Source organism: Streptosporangium sp. NPDC020145 (assembly GCF_040631275.1).
Classification (GTDB): Bacteria; Actinomycetota; Actinomycetes; order Streptosporangiales; family Streptosporangiaceae; genus Streptosporangium.
Genome location: NZ_JBEXZT010000031.1, coordinates 62,319 through 77,450, shown reverse-complemented (window position 1 = coordinate 77,450; position 15,132 = coordinate 62,319). Strand labels below are relative to the sequence as shown.

Annotated in this window: 11 protein-coding genes; 8 read left to right on the top strand and 3 right to left on the bottom strand. The window is 71.3% G+C overall.

Features of this window, described 5'->3' with window-relative positions; genetic code table 11:
- Window positions 1–89: 89 nt before the first annotated feature.
- On the bottom strand, window positions 90–1,646 hold the full coding sequence (locus tag ABZ463_RS35880) for an alpha/beta hydrolase (RefSeq protein ID WP_362783425.1): 1,557 nt from the start codon (window positions 1,644–1,646) through the stop codon (window positions 90–92).
- A 140-nt stretch (window positions 1,647–1,786) separates the two neighbouring features.
- Here ABZ463_RS35880 and ABZ463_RS35875 point away from each other — a divergent pair, with 140 nt between their 5' ends.
- Together ABZ463_RS35875 and ABZ463_RS35870 are read left to right on the top strand one after the other, a co-directional pair.
- On the top strand, window positions 1,787–2,416 hold the full coding sequence (locus ABZ463_RS35875; protein WP_352012855.1) for a histidine phosphatase family protein: 630 nt from the start codon (window positions 1,787–1,789) through the stop codon (window positions 2,414–2,416).
- A gap of 149 nt (window positions 2,417–2,565) precedes the next feature.
- Window positions 2,566–2,988 (top strand): YjdF family protein, encoded by a 423-nt coding sequence (locus ABZ463_RS35870; RefSeq protein WP_352012856.1) that lies wholly within the window; start codon window positions 2,566–2,568, stop codon window positions 2,986–2,988.
- Between the two features lie 161 nt (window positions 2,989–3,149).
- Here ABZ463_RS35870 and ABZ463_RS35865 read toward each other — a convergent pair whose 3' ends face one another.
- Window positions 3,150–3,899, bottom strand: a complete 750-nt coding sequence (locus ABZ463_RS35865; protein WP_362783421.1) for an SDR family oxidoreductase — start codon at window positions 3,897–3,899, stop codon at window positions 3,150–3,152.
- A 297-nt stretch (window positions 3,900–4,196) separates the two neighbouring features.
- On the opposite strand from ABZ463_RS35865, the gene ABZ463_RS35860 reads away from it, so the two are divergent.
- The 6 genes from ABZ463_RS35860 (at window position 4,197) to ABZ463_RS35835 (ending at window position 14,267) form a co-directional block, all read left to right on the top strand.
- Window positions 4,197–5,063 (top strand): SseB family protein, encoded by an 867-nt coding sequence (locus ABZ463_RS35860; RefSeq protein ID WP_362783418.1) that lies wholly within the window; start codon window positions 4,197–4,199, stop codon window positions 5,061–5,063.
- Window positions 5,060–5,452, top strand: a complete 393-nt coding sequence (locus ABZ463_RS35855) for a hypothetical protein (protein WP_362783415.1) — start codon at window positions 5,060–5,062, stop codon at window positions 5,450–5,452. Before ABZ463_RS35860 ends, ABZ463_RS35855 begins: the two co-directional genes overlap by 4 nt.
- A gap of 159 nt (window positions 5,453–5,611) precedes the next feature.
- Window positions 5,612–5,995, top strand: a complete 384-nt coding sequence (locus tag ABZ463_RS35850) for a YbaB/EbfC family nucleoid-associated protein (protein ID WP_362783412.1) — start codon at window positions 5,612–5,614, stop codon at window positions 5,993–5,995.
- A complete protein-coding gene (locus ABZ463_RS35845) occupies window positions 5,982–6,344 on the top strand; it encodes a hypothetical protein (RefSeq protein WP_352012861.1) in 363 nt (120 codons plus the stop codon). Before ABZ463_RS35850 ends, ABZ463_RS35845 begins: the two co-directional genes overlap by 14 nt.
- 1 nt (window position 6,345) lies before the next feature.
- Window positions 6,346–13,989 (top strand): nucleotidyl transferase AbiEii/AbiGii toxin family protein, encoded by a 7,644-nt coding sequence (locus ABZ463_RS35840; RefSeq protein ID WP_362783409.1) that lies wholly within the window; start codon window positions 6,346–6,348, stop codon window positions 13,987–13,989.
- A complete protein-coding gene (locus tag ABZ463_RS35835) occupies window positions 13,986–14,267 on the top strand; it encodes a hypothetical protein (protein ID WP_352012863.1) in 282 nt (93 codons plus the stop codon). The genes ABZ463_RS35840 and ABZ463_RS35835 overlap by 4 nt, the downstream gene beginning before the upstream one ends.
- Here the strand turns inward: ABZ463_RS35835 and ABZ463_RS35830 are convergent.
- A complete protein-coding gene (locus tag ABZ463_RS35830; protein ID WP_362783406.1) occupies window positions 14,248–15,054 on the bottom strand; it encodes a type IV toxin-antitoxin system AbiEi family antitoxin domain-containing protein in 807 nt (268 codons plus the stop codon). The two genes, ABZ463_RS35835 and ABZ463_RS35830, sit on opposite strands and share 20 nt — an antisense overlap.
- Window positions 15,055–15,132: the final 78 nt, after the last annotated feature.

The following is a 15,132-nucleotide window of genomic DNA, read 5'->3' as shown; positions in this document are numbered from 1 at the left end:
GCGGGTCCTCACCATGGTGAGGACCCGCGGAACACGTCAAGGTGCCCGCGTCCCACGAGTGCCGGACCACCGTGGGACACGGGCACGGCTCACCGTCGCCCGGCCGGGGCACCGTCCCTGTCGCAGACGGTGTCACCGCCGGGCAGGACACCGTCGACCAGATACCGGTTGACGGTGGCGTCGACGCAGGTGTCGCCCGCCGCGAGGTAGGCGCCGTGACGGTAGGCGCCGCGCAAGGTGACCATACGGGAACCGGTCAACGCCCGGTGCATGGCCCGCTGGCCGGGGTAGGGGGTCACCGGGTCGCCGGTCGCGCCGACGACCAGCAGCGGGACGTCGTTGCCGATCGTGGTCGGCGCCTCGACCGGTGCGGTCGGCCAGAAGGAGCAGGGACTGACGTTGCGGGTCATCGGCCCGAACAGCGGCTCGTCGGCGCGGTGGGCCTGGATGTCGCGGAAGTAGGACTGCGGGTCGCGGGTGGTGGGCTTGTCGGCGCAGATGATCGGGGTCCCCGCCCGGTCCTCCGCCGACCCCGAACCGGTGAACAGGCCGTCGAGCGTCTCCTTCAACGACGCCGGGGCGGTGACCGTTCTCCCCCGGGCGGCGTCGGCCAGCACCCGCACCTCGGCGGCGAGGCCGGCGTACGCCTCGGGGCGGTCGTCGTAGAGGCGGATGAACAGCAGATAGGGGACGTGCTGGGAGCCGAGCCGGTACGGGCCGACCCGCAGCGGGCGCCGGGTGGCGGCCTGGTCGACACGCTCCACGGTGGCCAGGACCTCGGCCTCGGTCGTGCCCAGGCCGTACTCGGCGTCGCGCGCGGCGGCCCACGACGCCCAGTTCCGCAGCGCGGCGGCGATCGCCGGGCCGTTCTCCGACAGCAGGTCGGGGCCGTAGACGTCCGGTCCGACCGCGCTGTCCAGCACGACCCGGTCGGCGCGGGCGCCGAACATCTGCGTGTAGACGGCGCCCAGGTAGGTGCCGTAGGAGTAGCCGAGGTAGGACAGTTTGGGCTCGCCGAGGACCTCGCGGACGACGTCCATGTCGCGGGCGGTGTTGCGGGTCGTGGCGTGGGGCAGCAGGTCACGGTCGCCCTGGGCGCACTCGTCCGCCAGCTCCTTCATGAGGGTCACGCTCTCGTCGAAGGTGCGGCGGGTCGGACCGGCGGACCGGGTCGGGGTGTCGGTCGTCCACCGGCAGCGGATCTGCCTGTTGCGGCCGACGAAGCGCGGGTCCATCCCGATCAGGTCGTAACGGGCCGCGACGGTGGGCATGTACCCGGCCAGGAGCACCTGGGGCACCCCGCTCCCGCCGGGACCACCGGGGTTGATCAGCAGGGCGCCTCTGCGCCTGGCCGGGTCGGTCGCCCTGATCCGGGAGATCGCCACCGAGATGGTCCGCCCCCGGGGATTGCGGTAGTCCAGCGGGACGGTGACCTCGGCGCACTGGGCGCCCGCCGCGTCCAGCTTCTCGCCGGTCTCGTCGTCCGGCCCGGTCCTGCAGCCGTGCCAGGTGAGTGTCTGGCGATGGAACGTTCCTGTGGCCCCTGTGAGGTCCGCGGCGTCCGCTGACGCCTGGCCGGTGACCGCCATCCCCGTCATCAGCGTCGCCCCCGCGGCGGCGGCTGTGACGATCTTTCGTGCACGCACGGAAAGCCCCCTGTCGAATGTCGTCACCCCCGAAGCTAGGTTCCGCGCGGTCGATCATGATCGGTCATATGGTCGATGGAACTCGACCATATGGACATTCCTCTCTCGCCCGCCCCACGAAGGCCGGCATGATCGAGATCATGCGGACCCGCGTCCTTTTCGTGCGACACGGAGACTCCCTGCACAAGCACGAGCGGGTGACAGGCGGCCCGAAGGGCTGCCGGGGGCTCACCGAGACCGGCAGGCAGCAGGCGGAACGGCTCGGGAGGCGGCTCGCCGCCGAGATCGGGGAGGCCAGGACCTCGGTCTACTCCTCGATCCTGCCCAGGGCGGTCGAGACGGCCGTCGCGATCTCGGCGGCCTGCGGCCTGCCCTTCTCCCAGGACTTCCAGGACTGCGGGCTGTGCACCTGGCACATCCCGCCGGAGGCGGACGGGCTGCCGAGCGAGGAGTTCCTGCGGCGTTTCCACGCCGACGGCGGCGGCGTCCACCGGCCCTTCCAGGTGGGCAACGAGAGCTGGGCCGAGCTGGTGACGCGCGTCAGCCGTACCGTCGCCGACCTCGCCTACCGCCATCGCGGTGAGACCGTCATCGTCGTCGGCCATGCGGAGACGGTCGAGGTCTCCTTCAACGTGTTCGGGCTGCTGCCCGCCTACCGGCCCTTCGACCTGGAGGTCTCCCCGGCCTCCGTGACGGAGTGGGTCACCGACGAGGACCCGGGCCGGTGGCCGCCGCCCCGGTGGACGCTCACCCGCTTCAACGACACCTGATCCGGGGCGTACCATGGGGCCGCACACGAAAACGCGGTCCGGTTGGTAGCCCGGGCATGTCGCTCTCGTAACCGCCCTCTCCAGGGATGTCCGGTGTGCCGGAAACGGTCTCGTCAGACCGTTCGTCGGCATACACCTGGGAGGGCGTTGTGATCTCACTGGCCGTTTACTACGAGGGCCCCTTCTGGGTCGGTGTCCTGGAGATGGTCGAGGGCGACGAACTGCGGGTGACGCGGTTCGTCCTCGGCTCTGAGCCGACCGACCCGGAGCTGTACGAGTTCCTGATGCGGCACGGTAGCGCGCTGCTCGCGCGGACCGCGGAGTCGCGCGCCGTACCGGCGGGGGAGCGCGCCGAGCGGCGGGTCAACCCCAAACGCGCCGCCAAGCTCGCCGCCCGCCAGGCCGCCCGGGTCTCCACCAGGAGTACGGCCTCGCAGGAGGCGATGCGGATCGAGCTGGAGGGCCGCAAGCGTGAGGCGGCCACCGACCAGCGGGAGAGGAGGCGGGAACTGGCCGAGTACAAGCGCGAGGTCGCCAGGCGCAAGCGCGTCGAACGGCACCGGGACACCTGACCGGCGGGCCGGTTTCGGCCGCGTCACCGGTTCACCGCCCGCCCCGGGAGCCGCCTGCCCTGGTTCACCGCCTGCCAGGAGAGCCGCCTTTCCGGTTCGCCGCCCGTCCGAGGAACCGGCGTCCCCGGCGGGTTCGGGTGTCGCCGCCGGGGACGGGCGGGTCAGACGCCGCCGGTGACGGAGATGGTCTGGCCGGTGATGCCGGTGTTGGCGGCCGAACCGAGGTAGACGACCGCGTTGGCCACCTCACGGGCGTCGAGCAGCCGGCCGACGGCCGACAGGTTGATGTAGCGCTGACTGAACGGCTCGATCCGCTCCTCGTTGCGCGCGGTCGCGGTGAGGCCGGGCAGTACGACGTTGGACAGGATGTCGCCGTCCCGGCCGAGGCTGAAGGCCGCGGACCGGCTGAACCCGTGGACCGCGGCCTTGGCCGTCGTGTAGTACTCCGCACCGGCCATGCCCTCGTCGACGAGACCGCTGGAGATGTGCACGAGGCGTCCGAAACGGCGTTCGCGCATCCCGGGGGTGACCAGCCTGCTCAGCTCCAGGTAGCCCTCGATGTTGCGCCGCACCATCTCACGCCAGGCGTCCTCCTCGACCTTGTCGAACGACTCGCCGGGTTCCCATCCCCAGGTGAAGAGGGCGTTGTTGACCAGCACGTCGATCCGGCCGGTCCAGTCGAGCGCGGCGGAGACCACGGCGCGGGCCGAATCGAGGTCGCCGAGCTCGTAGGGGACGACCAGGGCGTGTTCCCCGATCTCCTTGGCCACCCGCCCGGCTTCCTCGGGTGAGCTGCGATAGGTGAGCACCACGTCGGCACCCTCGGCGGCGAAACCCCGCGCGACCTCCCGGCCGATGCCGCCCGACGCTCCGGTCACGATCACGGTACGGCCGTCAAGTCCCAGGTCCATGAAAACCCCTTAACCGATTGGTTTGCTTCGCAACATCGAAGCATCGGGGCAGGGGAGGAATGTCGCCAGGGTGGGTACCCCGGGTGTCCGGCATTGGTGCGGGCGGCGCCTGACCCCGCCCCTCCATACTCCGCTCCCCTCGGGCACTGTCAACGGTTGTTCGAATTAGGCTTGTAACGGACGCCCCATATATGTAATTTGCGTTTCGCACAAAGGGGCGGCGGGCATCTGGACCCCGCGGGCTCTCCCCTCCTGCCGGGGAGGGCCCGCGGACTTCCCTCGACTACGGTGTGCCGTATGTGGCGGTTCACTCCTTTCGAAGAGCGGCTCCACGCGGCGCAGACGGGAGGGAACCTCGCCCGGTGCCTGGGCCTGCTGGCCGCGGCCGACTTCGCGATGCCGATCTCCAGAGCCGCGGCGGCGGGGGACGAGCCCGTGGCCTGGCCGACCTGGACGGACGGCGAACGGACCTGGCTGATCGCCTACACCTCACAGGAGGCGCTGCTGACGGGCACCGGCGGAGCCGTCGGCGACCACCGGATCGTCCTGATGGCCGAACTCGCCGCGGGATGGCCCGACCCCCACTGGGGACTGGCGGTCAACCCGGGGCTTGAGCCCTCCTTCCTCCTTGAGTCGGGTACGGTGGCCCGGCTCGCGGCGCCCACCCTCGCGCAGGACAACGCGGTCGATCCGGGGATCCCGATCGTGCAGAAACTGGTCGGGCCGGAGGAGATCCGGGCGCTGCTCGACGACGGCGCGCCGAGTGTGTCCGGATACTGTCACCACGCCCTCGACGTGGCGCACATCGCGACGCCGGCCGTGCTCGCCGAGGCCCTGCTGCAGGAGGAGATGATCACCGATCGCGGATCGGTGAACGTGCTGCGCTGGCCCGCGATCGGGTTCGACCTCTACCGGACGCCCTACGGCGGGGTGGACGAGGAGACGATGCGCGCCGTGGGCGGGTGGGTGGTCGAGGAGCCGCCCTTCGTCGGGCTGGGGCTGGTGCCGAACGTCGACCAGACGATCAGGGAGTACAAGGTGGCCGGGGTCGCGTTGCCGTACGGGGCGGAGATCGTGGAACTGGGCGACGACGGGGTGACCCGGCGGCGCGCGGTCTACGACGGGGACCTCGGAGGATGGATTCTCCTTGAGGTGGCGCGGTGACCGGCTCCTTCTACCGGGCCCACTGGCGCGGGAGCCCCTACCGGGCCTCTCCCGAACTCCGCGGGGACGGACTGTGGCTGCGTCTGTGGAGTCCGTACGCCGTCGAGGGGGCCGAGGAGGTGGTCGCCGGGCGGTGGATCGTGGTGGTGCCCGCCGAGGAGTGCGAGCGGATCGACCTCGTGACGACGGTCTGCGAATGGCGCGGCGAACCCTTCCTGGTGGTCGGCGAGAGGGAGGACGAGGTGCTGCTGGAGTATCCCGGCGGTCTGGCGCCGGTGGCTCTCTCGCTGGGGTTCGAAAGGGTCGAGCGGGGAGTTTATCGCCGCTGGACCCCCCGCGTGGAAACGGGGAATGCGAGGGAAGAGGCGCGTTCTGTCATGATTTCGTGACTTATGTACGGCTTCTGTAGCTGTTCTGTGATTTAAATAACAGAAGCGAACTTTGTGGTGGACGTTAGGTAGCTTGATCGTGTTGTTCGAGTGAACACAGTGACAGCGTTTACCACGGGGGAGAACGTGCAGCCGGTCGAGAGAGCGGACGCGACAGGTATGCAGGCTTACGCCGACGAACTGCGTCGGACCTTCATGAGCCTGCAGGACGAGGGACTCGACCTGCTGCGGAACGCGAAGGCCGTACAGGTGACCGAGAGGTCCAAGGACGGCCTGATCACGGTCACGGTGAACTCGCGCGGCGAACTCGTCCGGCTCGACATCGACCCGAGGATCTACCGCCACCCCGACGCCAGGGCCCTGGCCGACACCATCACCGACACCGTCCACCGCGCGGGCGAGAAGGCGCAGCAGAAGGTCGTCGAGGTGTTCGAGCCGCTGGTCCCCGCCGACCAGATGCGGGCCTACATCGAAGGCGACGTGGAGAAGATGATGGACCAGCTGGCCGGCATGATGGCGGGGAGGACCAGTGGCGACCTCTGAGCCCGTCCTCTACCTGGGCGCGGTCATCGAGAACGGGATCTCCCAGTGGGACACCATGGCCTCCGACCTCAGCGAGGCGTTGTCGCCGGTGTCCGCCGAGCTGAAGGCGCTCAACGCGACGGCGCCGTGGGGGAACGGCCCCGAGGGGCGGGCGTTCGCCGCCCAGTACCTCAAGGGGGACGGCCCCAACCGGCTGGTCGAGACGGGAGCCGAACTGGTCGGCCACATCACGGACGCCGGGACGCTGCTGCGCAAGACCATCGCCAACTCCCGGGCGGCCGACGCCAGGAACGTCGAGGACATGACCCGCCACGCGAAGGCAGTGGCCCAGGGACGTGTGACGGCCTGAGATGGCCGGTAGGGGGGACGTCAACTCACAGACGCCGGGCGGCCTGCCGTCGGAGGACGACTTCGGCGGCGTGTCCGCGACGGACGTGCGGCCGGTGTGGGAGACGGAACAGCTGCCGGACTGGGTGGTCCACTGGCTGATCCCGATGCTCATGTCGGGACAGGCCTGGCCCGAGGCCAGCGAGAGCGGGCTGTGGAAGCTGCGGGAGGTGCACCGGCGGGCCGTCGAGGTCTACGCGGCCTCCTTCGAGCCCACGAGTACGGCGGTGCGGACGATCGCGGCGGACTGGGAGGCTCCCGTCAAGCCCGTCACGTTCTCCCGAATCGGGCAGATGTACGACGAGAAGACCGGCGTGCTGTCCAAGATGGCCGGTCACCACCGGTACGCCCAGCAGACGGACGCCTTCGCACTGGAGACGCAGTACTCCAAGATCTCCATCAACGTGGCCTTCTGGGTGGCCGTCATCGCGATCGCCATCGCACTGCTCGCGGCCTTCTTCTCCGCGGGGACGACCACCCCGATGGTCGGCTCGACCGCGACGGCCCTGCGGGAGGTGATCAGGAAGATCCTCACCCGCCTCGGCATCATGGCGGCACGCCCGGCCGGGGTCGCCGCGGCGAGCAAGCTGACCACCCTGGCGGGCGGCGCGGGGGGCAAGCTGCTGTCCGGCGCGCTGGCCCGCGAACTGTTCGAGGAGATCGGTGAAGAGACCTTCATCGACGCCTACACCCAGTACAAGCAGATCCAGCTGGGCACCAGGAAGAGCTGGGACTGGAACAAGACCATGGCCGCCGTCATCGGCGCGGGCGCGGGCGCGGTCGTCGGAACCAAGATAGGCGGTTCGGTCTCCGGGCTCACCAACAGCCTGCCGGGCATCCGCCAGTTGAACCGGAGCGCGGGCGACCTGCCGGGGTGGGGCAACGCCTTCAAGCGCTTCCCCGGCCGGGCGTTGAACACCGGCCTGAACAACGTGGTGGCCTCGCCCGCGGGCAGTTTCGTCGCCAACGGCCTGGTGTACGGGCAGTGGGCGCCCCCGACGGCCGACTCGCTTGTCGGCGGCTTCATGGGCGGAGCCGGCCGGACGAACACGGTCAGCCCGTTCAACGCCGACGTGGTCGGGGCGTTCGTGAACCCGGCGGGCGCGTTGAACTCCGCCATCGACGCCGCCGCGGCCACCGACCTGGCGAGCGTCGGGACGGACCCGTCATCCGGGGGCGCTCCCGGGAACGACTCAGGGGGCGGCCCGGGGACCGGCCCCGGAACGGGGCCCGGGAGCGGGCCTGGGAACGGACCCGGGAGCGGGTCGCACTCCTCGCAGGGGCCGGTGCAGGGGCCGGTCTCCCCCACCACGCCGAAGTCCTCCTCCACTCCCACGACCCCGCCGGGTACACACGCCTCCCCCGGTACGGCCCCGCACGTCTCCCCGGGGACGAAGACCTCCTCGACCACGCACGTCTCCCCGACCACGCACACTGCCCCGGACACCGCCCCGGACGCTGCCCCGGACACCGCCCCGGACGCTGCCCCGGACACCGCTCCGGACACGCAGGTTCCCCCGGGCGCGCAGGTTTCCCCGGACACGCAGCAGACGGGCGCGCAGCCGACGGGCGGTGTTCCGCAGGCCGGGGGGACACAGGGGAACGGCGCCACCACGACGGAACAGCAGGGACGCCCCGACCAGGCGGCCGCACCGGACGTCACCGACCCCGCCTCGACCACCCAGTCCCCCACCCCGCAGAACCCGGCGAACCCGCAGAGCCAGCAGAGCCAGCAGAGCCCGGCGAACACCGGTCACCAGGGGACCGCCGCCGCGAACCCGGCCGACACGACGGCCCCGGCGACCTCGACGGCACCGGAGGGCCCGGCGGGTCCGGCCTCCGGTGGGCAGGGGAACACGGCGCTCGCCGGGCCGACCCCGTCCGCCTCCGCACCCGAGGTCGGCCGGCAGGGCGACCCGGTGCCGGGCGGGACACCCGCGCGTACGGCCCCGGACGGCACGCCGGGGGCCGCCGTACCGCTCGTGGGTTCCAGGGGCGGAATCCGGCCCGCGGGGAGCATCGACGCCCTCATCAACAGGGGACGGCCCGCACCGCCCGAGGAGATCGACCACGGGGTCCGGGTACCGAAGCTCAACGTGGAGCCCGCCTCGGGGCCGGAGCAGGCGCTGGCCAACGCCCATGACCCCCGCGAGGTGCCGTCGGCCAGGGACTGGGAGGGGCTGCGCGGATCGGTCGATCCGGAACCGGTCACCGTCCCGCACGCCTCGGGGGCGGTCCGCCTGGAGGCGCGCAGACTGTCCGTCCCGTGGCGGGGACAGCGGCGTCCCGTCACCGAGATCACCGTCCGGGTGAGCGTCCGCGCCGATCCCCGGATGAGTCCCGAGGAGATCGCCGCCGCCTACGCCAGGGTGCTCGAAGGGGTGGACCTCTACTGCAACCACCAGCACCGGCTGCCTGACGGTTCACAACTGCACGTGCGGATGGAGTTCGTGGTCGCGCCTGACTCGGCTCCGGCCGGCGAGGTCGTCCACCTGCACCCCGGGACCGGGGTCCGCGCCTTCGACTTCGCGGACCTCCAGAGCTGGTCGGGCGAGGGCGAAGTGATCACCGCACCGCTGGACCAGCTGGCGGACTACCGCTCCCGCGCCCCCATCGACCACACGAGCTGGTACGCGGAGATGCCGCCCGTGGTCTTCGCGCACGAGACGATGCACCTGCTCGGCATGCTCGACGAGTACGTCGACGCGCGTGACGGGAACCGGGCCGACCTCGGCGCGGCGGGCGTCCGGGGCGACGCCAACCTGCTGGGGCACACGGTCCTCCTCTGGTCGGGGGGCAACCCGGTGCTCGACCGGGACGGTCACCCGGTGCCGGAGGCCGTCGGGCTCCGCGACCGTCACCTGGAGCACGTCTACGGCCTGCTGCCGGAGAGCGGAGCCTTCACCGCCCGCCCCGAGACCGCGCCCGCGTCCTCCACGGCTGAGAACTCCGAGCCCGAGGCCTCCACGTCAGAGAACCTCGCTCCTGAGAACTCCACGACCGACAACCCCGAGACCCGGCCCGGTCCCGAGGCTGAAACGCGAAACGAGACCCGGCCTGAGACCCGGCCCGGTCCCGAGGCTGAAACGCGAAACGAGACCCGGCCCGAGACTCAGGACGAGACCCGGCCCGAGGAGTGGTCGCGGCCCGACTACGAGCCCGGCCGGTTGCCGGGGAACCTGCGGACGCTCCTTGAGGAGTTCCCCGCCGGAGACCGTCCGCTGCTTGAGCACCTCAGGCTCCTGGAGCGCGCCGAGGCCCTCTTCGCCGACGAGGGGCCGCTGACGCCGTACCACCTGGCCTACACCGACGCGCTGGTCCGGATGGCGCAGGAGGTCTACGACACCGGACCGGAGTACTCCTTCTCCACCACCGAACTGGCCCGGCTGCGGGGCCTGTCCGAGCTGCTGCTCGGCGACGCCCCGCCACGGCTGGACGCGCTGGCCGAACAGGTCAACGAACTGCTCGGCCGGGACCGGGACACCACGGTGGAGAACCGGAAGATCCACACCCTGGCCGGCATCGTGGCCGACGTGACGCCCAGGCCGGGGGAGACGGGCAGGCAGACCGCGCGCAGGGCCGTTCTCGAACGCCGGGGCTCGCTGAGCGGTGTCCTCGAACTCCGCCGCGCCGGGATCAGGATCCCCCAGGTCGCGACGGACCCGGCCCTCGCCATGCGGTCCGCCCTCAGCCCGGACGACTCCCGTGGCTCGGACAGTGGCTCCGACAGTGATCCCAGGGTTTTCCAGAGGTTCTGGAACACCCTGATGAACCAGGTGCGGGCCGAGGCGCACCGCCGTGGGACGGGGGTGCTCGACGAGCTCCAGCAGTTCACCCTCCAGCGCGCGCTCGGCAGGATCTTCACCGCCAACCCCGACGACTGGATGCTCAAGGGCGGCCAGGCGATGCTCTCCAGGAACCCCGGGGGGCGCGCGAGCAGCGACATCGACCTCGTCAGGATCTCGGGGGACACCGACCCCGAGGTGATGGCCGCCGAGTACGAGGCCGCGCTGGCCCGTGACCACGGCGACATGCTGCGGTTCGAACGGGTGTCGAAGGTCCCCATCCTGCACGGCAAGGCCGTCAGGATGGTGCACAGGGTCTACTGCGGCGACATGGAGATCATGCAGCTCAGCGTCGACATCGCCCCGCCGCGCACCAGGCCCGTGTGGAAGGAGCCGGACCTCATCGCCTTCCCCCCGCAGATCATGTCGACCGGCCACCCGGACGAGGCCCCCGCCATCAGGGTCATCGCCTACGAGGACACCCTGGCGCACAAGGTCTCCGGCATCTACACGCACGGCATCAGGACGCTGGAGACGCGCTGCCTCGACTGCACCGCCCGTGGGGGCGGCCTGTTCAGCTGCAAGTCGGGTGACCTGCCGTACCGGTGCCAGGACCTGGTCGACGTCCTGATGATCATCCTGAGCTCGTCGTGGGACGGGCCCGCGACGCACGCCATGCTGCACGCGGAGTTCGCCTGGCGGCTCGAACAGGGCGAGAACATGAAGGTGCCCGAGTCCTTCGAGATCCCCAACCCCGACTGGTTCAGGAAGTTCGACCAGTACGCCAGGACGACACCCGGCCTGCCGTACGGCGGGCTGGCCGAGGCCATCCCGGTCGCGCAGGCGTTCCTCGACCCCCTCCTGCGGCCGGAGGCGCCGCCGGCCAGCCGCTGGGACCCGCAGACCCGCCAGTGGGTCGAGACCGACGGGACGACCCCCGCTCCCATGACCGACGCCGGGGAGTCGACCGCCCCCACGGGAACGCCGAGGGTCCGGCAGCTGGAGGGCCCCAGCGTCGCGCCGGCGTCCACGGTCCACGCCGACCCCGACATGGTCGAGCGGTGGGACCACCTGACCCGGGGAGGCCTCGACGAGGAACTGCGGCTGCTCAAGGAACGGACCGACCTCTCCCCCGAGGAGAAGGCGGAGTTCGTCAAGGGCCGGCTGATGTACGACAACGGCTACACGGAACTGACCCGTGTCCCCGGCCCGGAGAACGAGAACTACAAGCACCTGCGCTTCTACGCGCACCAGCGTGGCGAGCTGTACAGCCACGCGGCGGCGCTGATGGCGGACCCGGAGACGACGGTCGAGATCGCCTTCGAACCCGACCGGGGCTTCAAGACCTACCAGTGGGACTCCCACCAGACCCACCTGGCCTTCCTCGGCGACCTCCCGGCGGGCCTCACCGCCGACCAGGCCAACGCCGCCTTCCTGCGCGCCCTGCTCAAGACCCCGGACGTCACGGACCTCGACCCCGCCACGCTGGCCGACCACTTCGTCGACCTGCACGCCCAGCCGCTCAAGGACGCCCTGGAGCTGCGGCGGCGTCTGATCGAGGACTACGGCATCGAGCCGCACCGGGTCCGGCTGGCCTTCGCCAACACCAGTCAGAAGAGCCACTACGCCGAGACCCAGTGGATGCGGGCCCAGCTCCTCACGCTGCAGGCGATCCAGACCGACGCCGAGCAGGCCAGGCGGCGCATGGTGGACAGGATGCTCGGACCGGACGAGGAGAGCGCCGCCCGCCGTACGGCCCGCGCGCAGGCGGTGGTCGACCGGCTCGGCGCGGCCAACGGGAATCCCGAGGAGTACGCCCTGCTCTGGGTGCGCGACACCAGGGGACAGCCGGTCGGCGGCAGGCACGGCCCGCACCTGGACACCCGGCCCGAGATCCTGCGTCAGACGATCGAGACGCTGCGCGAACGGCACCCGGGGCGGCGTGTCGTCCTGCTCGGTGACGACGTCTTCGCCGGTCGTCCCGGGCTTGAGGAGGCCTGGCGGCGCGAGGGCGTGCTGGACGGCGTCGACATCCGGACGCTGGTGGAGTTCTGGAAGCCGGAGCACAACGAGGGGGTGGCCCTGAACTACGCGGAACAGGGCCTGTTCTTCGCCCGGCTGGCGGCCCAGCACGACGTGGTCCAGATCGGCATGGAGAGCGGTGCGCTGGAGATCCCCGCGATGCTCGGCGTGCCCACGGTCTACTTCGAGGCCCTGGAACACGACGGGAACAAGGGCAACCGCTGGCTGCTCTACTGGCAGGACTGGACGTTCGGCAGGCCGGAGCAGGTCCTCGACGACCAGGGCAACCCGCTCTTCGACCGGATGGGACGCCCCGTCACGAGGTTCGTCGTCGAGGAGACGAGTCCCGCCCCGCTGACCGGGATGCGGAGGGTGTCGTTCGGTCCCGACCTGTCCGACCCCACCAACCGGAGAGGACAGCCGGTCGCCGTCTACCACTCGGCGCGGCTCGCGGTCACCGTTGACCGGATCGCCCGGCTGGTGAGCAGCGGCCAGCTCGACCAGTGGCCGCTGCGGCTCGGCCGGAGCTCCTCACTCGACGGCAAGGAGTGGATCGACTGGACCGCCGAGGACTGGAGGCGCAGCGCCTACTACGCCGACCAGCTCCGGCTGTGGCTGGGCACCGACGCCACGACGCCCGACGAGGTCGGCAGGAAGTGGCACGGCGTACGGCTCGCCCTGCTCGGCGTGCTGGAACCGCAGTTCATCGCCGACCAGGAGTACGAGGGCCTGTCCCTCGCGCACCCCTACGCGGTCCTGAGCCTGGAGACCTCCCCGGCGAACACGTCGGCGAACACTGAGATCGACCCCGCCGCCGCCCGGATCGCCCAGGCCTACGACACCGCCCAGGAGGAGCGCGGCGTCGCCGTCACCGAGGCGCTCAGGCCGCTGCTCGCCTCGCCCGACCTGGCCCGGCGGGCGCTGGAGGAGCTACGGCTGTTCCAGCTCACCCCGGCGGAACTCCTCACCCTGGGGGAGGAGATCGACAGGGCGACCGGCAACGCCGTCCGGCCGTACGCGGAACGGCTGGAGATCCCCATCGCCGAGGGGCAGCCGACGCCACGGGAGGTGCTCGAACGCTTCGACCCGACCGTCGCGGGACTTCCCGAGGTCACGCCGGAGGAGGCCGCGCGGTACATCGCCGACAACGTCGCCACCCGGCCGTGGCTCGCCGGCGTCGCGGACCTGGACCCGGCCGTCCAGCGTGTCCTGGTCGCCGTCGACCAGGGGCAGGGACACCACCTCGCCCGGCACGAGGGCTTCGCCGCGGACGGCAGGCTGGAACGCCGCGTCACCTGGCTGGAGGACCCCGCGCAGCTCGACGAGGGGGAGCGGGCGCGCTCGACCGACGCGTTCAAGCCGGGGGACAGGGAGCACGGCTGCGCCGACGCGGCCACGGCGATCAGCGACCCCGTCGCGTTCGCCGTCGCCGTCGCGCGGAGCATCGAGCACCCGGCCGTGCGGAACGCCCTGACGACGCCGTTCGACCCCGACAGGCGTCCGGACCGGGTCACCGTGCCGATCGAGGAACTGCTCGGCCCCGACGGCCACCTGTACTTCTCCGGATACAGGATCGTGCCCCTCAACGGTAGCCTTGAGGCCGCGATCGCGAACCGGGCGTCCTGGGTCATGGAGCGCCGCGACCCCGCGAACCTGCCGGAGGACCGCAGGCCGACCGGCCCCGGGCCGCAGGCCGTGCCCATCGCGAGCATGGAGGGGGGAAGCATGCAGTACTTCTTCCAGCCGAACCGCCAAGGTGACGGCTACGAGATCACCACCATGTTCGCGGACCCGGCATGACGGACTCCGTGCTGCTGCGGGTGTGCGCCACCTACTGTCACCCCGAGGCCGACCAGGACGCCTACGACAGCCTGAGACGGCTGGCCGTACGGCCCGGCGACCGGGAGATGGCGCTGTTCAAGGCGGAACTGTGCCGTGCTCTCACCGACCCGGACCAGGTGCCGCCGTCGCTGTACACGGCTGTCCGGTACGACGACGGCAGCGCCGAACGCTTCCTGCGGCGACTGTGGGGGGACCTGTATCCGGACGAGCCGGTGCCTAACCCACCCGGGAGATGATCTCCGCGGCGATGTCCCGGCTCAGGGTCTCGTCGGGTACGGCCCCGGCCTCCGTGAGCATGTGGGCCACCCTCGGTTCGACGGCGGCGATCCGCTCCGGGTGGACCAGGGCGGCGTGACCCCGCCGGTTCCGTGGGGAGAGGGCCGCCGGGTCGAGGTCCGGGATGAAGTACTCGACGAACCGCGCGCCGTCGCCGGGGAACTCGTGCCGCTCCGCCAGGGGGGCCAGGTCGGCGTGGAGCGCGCGCAGGTCGACGAGGTCCTTCAGCACGGCGTCCATGAGGACCCTGCGCAGGTCGCCGTGGTCGGTCCAGTCGGCCACCAGGTCGACGACGGTGCGGTGCGCCGTCGTCACCGGGATTCCCTCGACCACGGTCACCTCCTCCGGCGTGAGACGCGCGAGGTGGATCTTCACCGCCCGCGGCGCCTCAAGCGCCTCGGGGGAGGTGAAGATCATCAGAGGACTCGCGACCGAGCCGAGTCCCAGCAGGCGGCAGGCCGACTCGTGGGAGAGCACGGCGTCCTCGTCGGCCGAACGCGGCCGCTCCCAGCGGTAGAGCTCGGGCAGCAGCGCCAGCCAGGCGGCGTAGGGGTAGGCGTAGCGCGGCCCCGTCGACGACCACGCGAGCTGGTACACCGACCAGTCAAGCTCGACGAGCAGCCCCGAGGCGGCGAAGTGGGCGAGCCCCCGGTCGTCGACGCCGACCCTGGCCGCCTGCGCCGCGGTGACCATCCCGTTCTGGCGCGCGGCGACGGCCGACAGCTCGGCGAACCGCTCTTCCCACATCATTCCTCCACCGTCTCCCGCCCGTCTTCGTGGCCTTCACGATGTCCACGCGGTGAACCGTCGATGGCCAACCTAACG

What these genes read in the sequence shown, in the direction of transcription:
- ABZ463_RS35875 (WP_352012855.1), top strand. Translation starts at nt 1,787, where the DNA reads ATGCGGACCCGCGTCCTTTTCGTGCGACACGGAGACTCCCTGCACAAG.
- ABZ463_RS35865 (WP_362783421.1), bottom strand. Translation starts at nt 3,899, where the DNA reads ATGGACCTGGGACTTGACGGCCGTACCGTGATCGTGACCGGAGCGTCG.
- ABZ463_RS35860 (WP_362783418.1), top strand. Translation starts at nt 4,197, where the DNA reads ATGTGGCGGTTCACTCCTTTCGAAGAGCGGCTCCACGCGGCGCAGACG.
- ABZ463_RS35850 (WP_362783412.1), top strand. Translation starts at nt 5,612, where the DNA reads ATGCAGGCTTACGCCGACGAACTGCGTCGGACCTTCATGAGCCTGCAG.
- ABZ463_RS35840 (WP_362783409.1), top strand. Translation starts at nt 6,346, where the DNA reads ATGGCCGGTAGGGGGGACGTCAACTCACAGACGCCGGGCGGCCTGCCG.
- ABZ463_RS35835 (WP_352012863.1), top strand. Translation starts at nt 13,986, where the DNA reads ATGACGGACTCCGTGCTGCTGCGGGTGTGCGCCACCTACTGTCACCCC.
- ABZ463_RS35830 (WP_362783406.1), bottom strand. Translation starts at nt 15,054, where the DNA reads ATGTGGGAAGAGCGGTTCGCCGAGCTGTCGGCCGTCGCCGCGCGCCAG.